Consider the following 1315-nt stretch of genomic DNA (forward strand, 5'->3'; position numbering starts at 1 on the left):
CTGCCGCAATTACTACCTCAAAGGCGGGGGAGTAACGGCCAGCGGGGGAGAACCGCTAATGCAGCCCACCTTTGTGGCTGAGATTTTCCGCCGCTGCCACGAGCTGGACTTGCACACAGCGCTGGACACTTCCGGCTACGCGCCCTTGGGAGTGGCCAAGCCAGTTTTGGCCCATACGGATTTGGTGCTCCTTGATATCAAGTCCTATCTGCCGGAGCTCTATCGCAAAGTTACTGGCGTTTCGCTGCAGCCCACTCTCGATCTGGCTCGCTATTTGGATCAGATTCACAAGCCCACCTGGATTCGTTTTGTCCTCGTTCCCGGACTAACGGATCCCGAGGAAAACATTAAGGGATTGGCTGAGTTTGTAGCCACCCTATCCAACGTGGAGCGGGTGGAAGTTTTGCCCTTTCACAAGATGGGGGAATACAAATGGCAGCAGTTGGGATTGCCCTATACCCTCAGCGATGTTCAGCCGCCCACCCCGGAACAGATCAACCACGCTTTGCAGATCTTTCGCGAGCGGGGATTGGTGGCAGTTTAGTTTATCGCTGGAGCGACAGCAACAAAACTAGAGCCAATTCTGACTTGAGCCAGCCTGATCCCAAAGTCATCTCTAAAGTCCTTAGGCTGTCTCCAAGGTAATGCTAAGTTGAACTTAGTTGAACCCAATAGTCTAGCAGCTTGCCAACTCTGGTAGCTCCAAAAATGAGGAGGGATCCCCGGTGGAAGTGCGCGTAACCTACCAAAATGGCGTTCAATTTCAAGCCCAAAGCCGCGGCCATCGCATCCTCAGCGATCAGCCTTTGGACAACCACGGCCAAGATCAGGGAATGACGCCGCCGGAGTGGTTTTTGGCCTCTTTGGGTGCTTGTGTGGGGTTCTATGCCGTCAAGTATTTGGAAGCGCGGCAGTTGGATCCCAAAGGGCTGGAAGTGGTTGTTACCGCAGATAAAGTCGAGCACCCTGCCCGCCTAGACAACATTTGCATTCGGGTGAAAAGTGGGATCCCGCTCGACGAAAAACACCAAAAAGGGTTGGAAAAGGCAGTCGATGCGTGCATCATCCACAACACCCTTACCCATCCCCCAAAAATGACCACTGAGATCCAGGTTCCCGCGCCTGTTGGCGCTTAGCCGGTCAGCAGGCCCATGGAGTCTTGCAGCAATTTCTAACGGTTGCCTCAACTTTTAACCTGTATGGATGTAATTTTGGAGGATCCACCTATGCCTGTCACCAACCTCGAGGAACTGGAAGCTCTGATCCAACAGGTGAAAGCTGCCCAGGCTGAGTATGCCACCTTCACCCAGGAACA

At 53.5% G+C, this 1315-nt stretch carries 2 protein-coding genes; both read left to right on the forward strand.

Annotated features, from left to right (window positions below; genetic code table 11):
* On the forward strand, positions 1-544 hold a 544-nt coding region (locus tag NW860_RS08720), incomplete at its 5' end, for a radical SAM protein (protein WP_414513658.1).
* Between the two features lie 181 nt (positions 545-725).
* Positions 726-1136 carry an OsmC family protein gene (locus NW860_RS08725; protein WP_011429381.1) on the forward strand — a complete coding sequence of 137 codons (411 nt, stop codon included), beginning with the start codon at positions 726-728 and terminating at the stop codon, positions 1134-1136.
* Positions 1137-1315 lie beyond the last annotated feature (179 nt).

Origin of the sequence: Synechococcus sp. F70.1 (assembly GCF_047502745.1) — a bacterium.
Taxonomy (GTDB): domain Bacteria; phylum Cyanobacteriota; class Cyanobacteriia; order Thermostichales; family Thermostichaceae; genus Thermostichus.